This is a genomic window from Fluviibacterium sp. S390, assembly GCF_049800695.1.
In the GTDB taxonomy this organism is placed as follows: Bacteria; Pseudomonadota; Alphaproteobacteria; order Rhodobacterales; family Rhodobacteraceae; genus Meridianimarinicoccus.
Window position 1 is genome coordinate 1 of the sequence record NZ_JBNAFN010000048.1, and the last position, 7,304, is coordinate 7,304.

At 62.9% G+C, this 7,304-nt stretch carries 8 protein-coding genes; all 8 read left to right on the forward strand.

The window, feature by feature from the left end; all coding sequences use genetic code 11:
* The coding region (locus ACP15K_RS20000; protein WP_424991437.1) for a type II toxin-antitoxin system PrlF family antitoxin at positions 1-156 on the forward strand (156 nt) is incomplete at its 5' end.
* Complete coding sequence (locus ACP15K_RS20005; protein ID WP_424991416.1) at positions 153-671, forward strand: type II toxin-antitoxin system YhaV family toxin; 519 nt, start codon at positions 153-155, stop codon at positions 669-671. The genes ACP15K_RS20000 and ACP15K_RS20005, both read left to right, overlap by 4 nt.
* Positions 672-818: 147 nt before the next feature.
* Positions 819-971, forward strand: a complete 153-nt coding sequence (locus ACP15K_RS20010; RefSeq protein ID WP_424991417.1) for a StaA — start codon at positions 819-821, stop codon at positions 969-971.
* 102 nt (positions 972-1,073) lie between these two features.
* Complete coding sequence (locus ACP15K_RS20015) at positions 1,074-5,336, forward strand: strawberry notch-like NTP hydrolase domain-containing protein (protein ID WP_424991435.1); 4,263 nt, start codon at positions 1,074-1,076, stop codon at positions 5,334-5,336.
* Between the two features lie 121 nt (positions 5,337-5,457).
* A complete protein-coding gene (locus tag ACP15K_RS20020; RefSeq protein WP_090525086.1) occupies positions 5,458-5,844 on the forward strand; it encodes a DUF6878 family protein in 387 nt (128 codons plus the stop codon).
* Between the two features lies 1 nt (position 5,845).
* Positions 5,846-6,307 carry a DUF6915 family protein gene (locus ACP15K_RS20025; protein ID WP_424991288.1) on the forward strand — a complete coding sequence of 154 codons (462 nt, stop codon included), beginning with the start codon at positions 5,846-5,848 and terminating at the stop codon, positions 6,305-6,307.
* Between the two features lie 100 nt (positions 6,308-6,407).
* On the forward strand, positions 6,408-6,710 hold the full coding sequence (locus tag ACP15K_RS20030; protein WP_424991289.1) for a hypothetical protein: 303 nt from the start codon (positions 6,408-6,410) through the stop codon (positions 6,708-6,710).
* A gap of 124 nt (positions 6,711-6,834) precedes the next feature.
* On the forward strand, positions 6,835-7,304 hold a 470-nt coding region (locus ACP15K_RS20035), incomplete at its 3' end, for a DUF736 family protein (protein ID WP_424991436.1).

The following is a 7,304-nucleotide window of genomic DNA, read 5'->3' on the forward strand; positions in this document are numbered from 1 at the left end:
GCGCTCGGCGCCTTTCTCGATTTTGTCGAGGCCGATATCAAGGCGCATCCGGATCGCATTCGGGCGTTCGATGGGGCTTTGCGTGGCCGTCTTGCAGCACTTGTCGGAGACGTTGACGTCGATCTCGATGCGCCGCTATCGCCCGAGGATGAATGAGCGGCGATAGCGTGCCCGCAGGGGCGCCCTTTGTCGTAAACGGATGGTCGATTTATGCGCATCCGCTCTTTCTGGACCAGCTCGAAGGGCTGACCCTGGAAGTTGAAGCGCGTAAGGCACGCGATCCAAAGACATGGCGCAAGAAAAATTCCGCGAAACGGCTGGCCGCCATCTTCAAGCTGGTCACCGAGGCCATACCGGCAGATCCGAGTGCCGCCGCCTTCCGGCAAGGCGGCACGCTCGGGGATCACCGCAAGCATTGGTTCCGGGCGAAATTCTTCCAGCAGTATCGGTTGTTCTACCGCTTCAACAGCGATGCCAAAGTCATCGTGGTGGCCTGGGTGAACGACGACAAGACCCTGCGCGCCTACGGCAGCAAGACGGATGCCTATGCGACGTTCAAAGGGATGCTGGAAGATGGAAATCCACCTGACAATTTCGACGCGCTCTTGAAAGAAGCTGCAGCGGCGGACAAACGGTTCGAGACGTCTCTCAAAGCGGCGCCCGATCGGTAAGTGGCCCGGTTAGCTGTGAACCTAACGGTCTTCCCGTTCACGGCACCACTGTGGGTGATGTAGCATCGACCCATAGCATAGTCGGAGAAAGCGCAATGGACCCAACGGGTAAGGAACAGCCGCACCTCGGTCTCGAGGAGCATTTCCGTGGCGACTGATGTCAATTCGTATGACGCGTGGTTTCGCGCGCAGTTACAGACCGCGCTTGAGGATGCACGCGCGGGAACTTCACAGGTTCAGGTAATGCAGGCCGCGCAGGCTTTGATTGATGCGAAGCGCCAGGGCCAATCCAAGCCCTGACCAAGCCTTGGAGGTCAGCGCAGTCTGACCACGTCACCCTGAAAAGCGAAAGCGGGCTTTTTGTCCTTTGGAACTCAGACCCTGATCCAAAGGAAAATCCCCATGACCAAGCCCAAACCGGCGAACCCGACTCTTTCAATCTCCGAAGCTAACCTCACCTCTGTGCTGGCGCAAATCGGCGCGGAGATCGACCACCAACCCCTGCGCAGCTCAGCGCTCGCGCGCATCATGCGCGAGACCTTTCTTGGCAGCGATGCCGGCGGTGCCTGGGACTGGCGCATGGCCTACGACCTGATGCAGGCCGCGGCCGTCCAGGTGCTGCTGCGTGAGGCCTGCGCGGCAGGTGACATCGCCGCTGCAAAGCTGCTTGCCTCTCGGCTGCTGACGGAAACGCGACGGTCAGAGCAGCAGATCCGACTGCAGCAGTTCTCCACGCCGTTGCCTTTCGCGGCAATGGCCGTGCTGGCGGCAGCCATTCGCAAGGGCGAGACCGTTCTGGAGCCCTCGGCGGGCACCGGTGCCCTGGCAGCTTTCGCTACCCGGGCCGGTGCCACGCTTGTGCTCAACGAGATCGACCCCTTTCGCCAGCGCCTCCTACGCGTGGTTTTCGGCGGCGAGGTGACGGGTCACGATGGTGAGCATATCGACGATCTGCTGCAGACGCCGGTCCTGCCCGACGTCGTGGTGATGAACCCGCCTTTCGCCTCCTCGGTCGATCGCTCCCGAGACAAGCACATCGCCGTCAAGCATCTCATCGCGGCTGCCAAGCGTCTTGCGCCCGGTGGGCGGCTTGTGGCGATCATGCCGCAGGGTTTCACGTCTGAGCGCGATGCTGCGCATTGGTCACGCGCCTGCGGTCTCCTGACGCCGCGATTGGCGTTGACGATGCCGGGGCAGGTCTACCGCAAGCTCGGCACCTCGGTCGAAACCCAGCTCATGGTCTTCGACAAGGTGCAGGAAGACGGCGAGATGATCCGCGCCACTTTGTGCGATCTGGATGAAGCCCTTCCATTTGTCGATGCCGTGGCCGCAACACGGACCGAGATGAGCCCGGCCCAACGGGTTGAAGCGATCCCTCATGCTCGGCCGACCGTTCGATCATCTGTCCCGCGCAAGACCGTTGCCGGTGTTATCACCGCCCCCACAGCCAGGGCCAATGCCGTCCGTCCGCTCAGCTTCACGAGCCTTCAGACCCCGCGCAACAACATGCCCATCTCAGACATCTATGCGCGCTACCGTCCGCAACGGATCGAGATTGCGGATGCGCAGGAACATCCCACGCCGCTCGTTGAAAGCATCGCCATGGCCTCGGTTGCCCCGCCCATGCCCTCAAACACGGGCAGTGATGACTTGCGCCTGCCCGCCCGGTTGATCGAGGAGGGAGATCTCTCCGAGGCACAGCTGGAAACCATCATCATGGCGCATGACGCCCATGGGCGTGACCTCCCGGGGCGCTTCACCATCGACGAGGACCAAACCAAGCTGACGCGCGCCGATGACGACCCGGACGCACGGCCGTATCGCCTCGGCTATTTCCTCGGCGACGGCACCGGCTGCGGCAAGGGGCGCGAATGCGCAGGGCTCGTCCTGGTGAACTGGCTGGCCGGACGCAGAAAGGCGATCTGGGTCTCCAAATCCGCCACGCTTATCGAGGACGCGATCCGCGACTGGACCGATCTTGGCGGTTCGCCCGCCGACATCCAGCCGCTCTCCAAATGGAAACCGGACCAGCCCATCCCGATGGGTGACGGTATCCTCTTCGTCACCTACGCCACGCTGCGCTCGGCGGGCAAATGCGGCACCACGCGGCTGAGCCAGATCCTCGACTGGATGGGCGAAGACTTTGACGGCGTCCTCGCATTTGATGAGGCCCATGCCATGCAGAATGCGGCCGGGTCCGAGCAGGGCAGGGGGGTCAAACCCTCCCAGCAGGGCCTTGCGGGCCTCCGGCTGCAACTGGCCGCACCGCGTGCTCGCGTCTTCTACATCTCGGCCACTGGTGCCACGAGCGTGCACAACCTCGCCTATGCCGCGCGACTGGGGCTCTGGGGGCAGGGCCCCGAATATCCCTTCCCGAGCCGCGAGGGTTTTGTGTCGGCGATGGAAGCCGGCGGCGTTGCCGCCATGGAGGTGGTCGCGCGCGATCTCAAGACGCTCGGGCTCTACACGGCGCGCGCCCTCAGCTTCGATGGGGTGGAGTATGACGTGCTCGAACACGCACTCACTCCGGCCCAGATCGAGATCTACGATGCATACGCGGGTGCGTTTCGGACGATCCACCACAATCTCGAAGCTGCACTGACCGCGACTGGCGTCAACGATGCCTCGGGCGAGACCAATGCCTCGGCCGCACGCGCCTCGGCCAAATCCCGCTTCGAGAGCACGAAGCAGCGCTTCTTCAACCATCTCCTGATGGGCATGAAGGCCCCGACCATCATCCGCGCCATCGAGGACGACCTCGCGGCGGGCAATGCTTGCGCTATCCAGGTGGTTTCGACAGGCGAGAGCCTGCTGAAGCGGCGACTTGAGACGATGGATCCGGAGGACGAGCTCGTCGAGGGTGCCTTGACGCCGCGTGACTACGTCCTGGGATACCTCGAACAGGCCTTCCCCATCCATGCGCAAAAGCTTGTCGAGATCGACGGCAATATGGTGGCCGAGCCGCTCCGCGATGAAACTGGCGCGCTAGTTGTCTCCCGCGAAGCGCTTGCCCTGCGCGATGCGGCCATGATGGAGTTGATGACGCTGGCCCCGATCCCTTCGGCGCTGGATCAGATCCTCTGGGCTTTTGGCGACGAGGCCGTCGCTGAAGTCACGGGGCGGTCGATCCGGCCCCTCAGGGCCGAGGACGGCCATCTTTTCATCGAAAAGCGCAGCGCCAGCAGCAATTCGTCGGAGACCCAAGCCTTCATGGACGGCGAGAAGGATATCCTGATCTTCTCCGATGCAGGCGGCACGGGCCGATCTTACCATGCGGCCCAAACGGCGAAGAACCAGAAACGGCGGCGGCACTATCTTCTGGAGCCCGGCTGGCGCGCGGATGCGGCCATCCAGGGGCTCGGGCGCACGCATCGCTCGGCTCAGGTCAGCGCGCCCTTCTTCCGGGTCTGCACCTCGGATGTGCATGGCGAGAAGCGTTTCACCTCGACGATTGCCAAACGCCTCGACCAGCTGGGGGCCTTGACCAAGGGTCAGCGCGAGACCGGCTCGCAGGGCATGTTCCGCGAGGAGGACAATCTCGAAAGCCCGATCGCACGGGCGGCGCTGCGTGGGTATTTCGCCGATCTTGCCGCCGGGCGCGCCGAGGCGATGAGCTATGAGAGCTTCTCCGACTGGACCGCTTTGCGGCTGATCGACAAGAACGGGGTGCTGCTCGAAGAGCTTCCCCCGATCCAGCGGTTTCTGAACCGAGTGCTGGCGTTGCCCATCCACATGCAGAACGCGCTCTTTACCGAGTTCATGGCGAGAATATCCGACCAGACGGAACGGGCGCGTGCGGCGGGCACGCTCGATCTCGGCGTGGAGACCCTGCGTGGCGAAAAGATCGAGCAGGTCTCCACCGAGGATCTCTGGACCTGCCCGAAATCCGGCGCCGTGACGCGGATTATCGGACTTGAGGTGACGGACCCAGTGTATGTCCTGGTCGCCGAAGAGGCCATATCGCGCAATCCCGACAAGCTGCCGATGGTGAATCGCGCCTCCGGTCGCGCGGCGCTCATCTCGGCGCGGCCCATGCAGATGTATGACGAGGACATTGTCACGCTGATGCGCAAGGCGGTGCGGCCAAACGGGTCGAGCTATCTCGAAGAGGCACGGTTTGAGTCCTCGGCTTGGGAAGAGATCGACAGGCCCGAATTTGCGCAGATTTGGGAGGCCGAGGCTGCGTCCCTGCCAAAAACCACCACGACCAAGCTCTACCTGCTGACCGGGCTGCTGCTGCCGATCTGGAAGGACATTCCGACCACCAATGAGCGCATCTACCGGGTCACGCCCGACGGGGCGACCGCGATGATCGGGCGGACTCTGAGCGAGCAAGGCGCGGCCGCGCTGCGCGCCCGCTTCCTCGTGTCCAACCCGCAAACACCGCAGGAGATGTTGACCGCCGCCCTCGGCACCACCGCACCTGTCGATCTGGGCCGGGGTCTGACCCTGACCCGTCGCCGGGTCGCAGGCGAGATGCGCCTTGAGTTGGGCGGTGCGGATCGGGGCATGATCGATGGCCTCAAGGCGCTCGGCTGCTTCACCGAGATCATCGCCTTCCAGTTGCGTGTGTTCCTGCCGCATGGGGACGGGATCGACACGGGAAGCATTCTGGCCCGGATCGTGGGGCAGCGAGTCGCCAAGGTGGCAGAACAAGCCGCCTGAAAAGTCAAAGCGAGCTTCCGGTCGGGCGGCGTGGATGGGATTTGGCCGATCTGCGCTTTCCGGGCGCGCGCTGACCAATGCCAGGCCCGGCCCCCCCAAATTCAGATAAGAGGACAGACCCATGACCAATCCCCAGATCGACTATGCCGCAATGGCGGCTCAGTGGCGTGCAGAGCGCGAAACCACGTTGAAGGCATCCAGAGTGGAGCTGCTCGCGCAACTACGTGCGCTTGGCATCAGCGAGGTCGCTGTCGAATACGAAGGCTATGGCGACTCCGGCAATGTCGAGGATGTGACGGTGCAGCCTGCAGAGGTCCAACTGCCGGAGCCGCTTGCCACAGAGGTTGGCGACTTCGCCTGGTCGCTCGCCTATCACCATCACCCGGGGTTCGAAAACAACGAGGGCGGCTACGGCACGCTGACCTGGGACATCACCGCCGACAGTGTCACCTTGGATCATGCCGACCGCTATGTCGAATGCTCGCACAGCTATGACGAGGGGCTGTGAGATGGCCCATCCGCTTCATCATGCTGAAAGCTCTGCCCGGAAATTCGGCGGGGTGCCGTCTGACTATCAGGCAGTGCACGACTGGTTCGACGCCTCAAAAGAGCACCTCGCGCTGTTCACGCACAGGGCGCTTCGCCACCATGCCCAAGGCCTGTTTGAGGCTGAACGCGCCTTCGGCCTGACCCTGACCAATAGCGCTGGTCGAGAGATCCCCGTGCGCTGGATCGGTGAGCAGCATGTCCGCGAAGACTGTCAGGGCCGTATTCCGAGCATGGCGGATTGGCTGCGCCGAATCCAGCCCGAACCATGGATGGCCAATGGCCATATCGATAGCCATGTCAGCAGGGAACCCTGCGGCGACCCAAGGTCTGCCTGGGCCTCCGAGGTCGCGGCCGGAAAGACGATCCTTGGCCTGAAGGATTGGATGGCGGCGCGCGCGACGCAAGTCACGCAAAGCGCCTGACAGCTCTCGGCCGTTTGCCAAACGAATGCTGCGCGGAAGCCCGGTTGGACGACCGGGCTTCTTGCGTGGTTTCCCCACCATTCTTCTTGAGGAGGTTCGCATGACACTCGATGACATCAAGGCGGCCGTTGATGCCGGCCAGACCGTGCATTGGGCCAATACCGGCTACGTTGTCCACAAGGACCGGCTCGGTCAGTACCTCATCACCTATGTGCCGAATGGTAGCTGCATCGGTCTGACCGACCGGGGCGGGCACCGGTTGAACGGAAAAGAAACGGAGTTTTTCGTCGCGCAATCGAAGGACGCCGCAGAAAATCCAAGCAGCCAATCAAGACCAGACGGGCAGGGGAGGGGCGTAGCACCCGGAGGCGCGGGGGCCTTCCCACTCGGACGGCAGCTCTGACCCGTGGGCGGGGCTGAAAGGAAAGCAGGCTTTCTGATTTGTGATCCCTCAAGGGGTCGAGAAAGCAATCCCGGATGCGTTGGCAAAAACGTCAGGCACCGGCCAATCCAAAAGGAACCATCCCATGTTCGCAGGAACCCTCACCCGCAATGTCGAGACCGCAGCCGCCGAGTACACCGGCATGATCCACTCGACGCGCTTTGACATCGCCATCCAGTTGGAGGCGCGGGCCAAGATGTCCGAACGCAGCCCGGATTTTGACGTGACGGCAGTCAACAAATCAGGCCGCAAGGTGCGCATCGGCACGGCCTGGAACGAGACCGGCAACACCAGCGGCAACCCCTACATCTCGATGCAGATCGATGTCGGCTTGGGCCCCTTCCGGGTCAACGCGGTGCAGACGAAAGAGGCGCGCGCGGCCCAAAGCGGCGAATTCGAGATCATCCCGCTGGTCTCGAACGGCCTGATGAAATCCGGCTCGATCTCGGGGGAGCTCACCGCCATGGACGCCGACAACGCCTTCACCGGCTACATCGCCAACATGATGTTCGATCTGGAGTTCATGCTGATCGAGAACAGCTACAAATCCGAGGA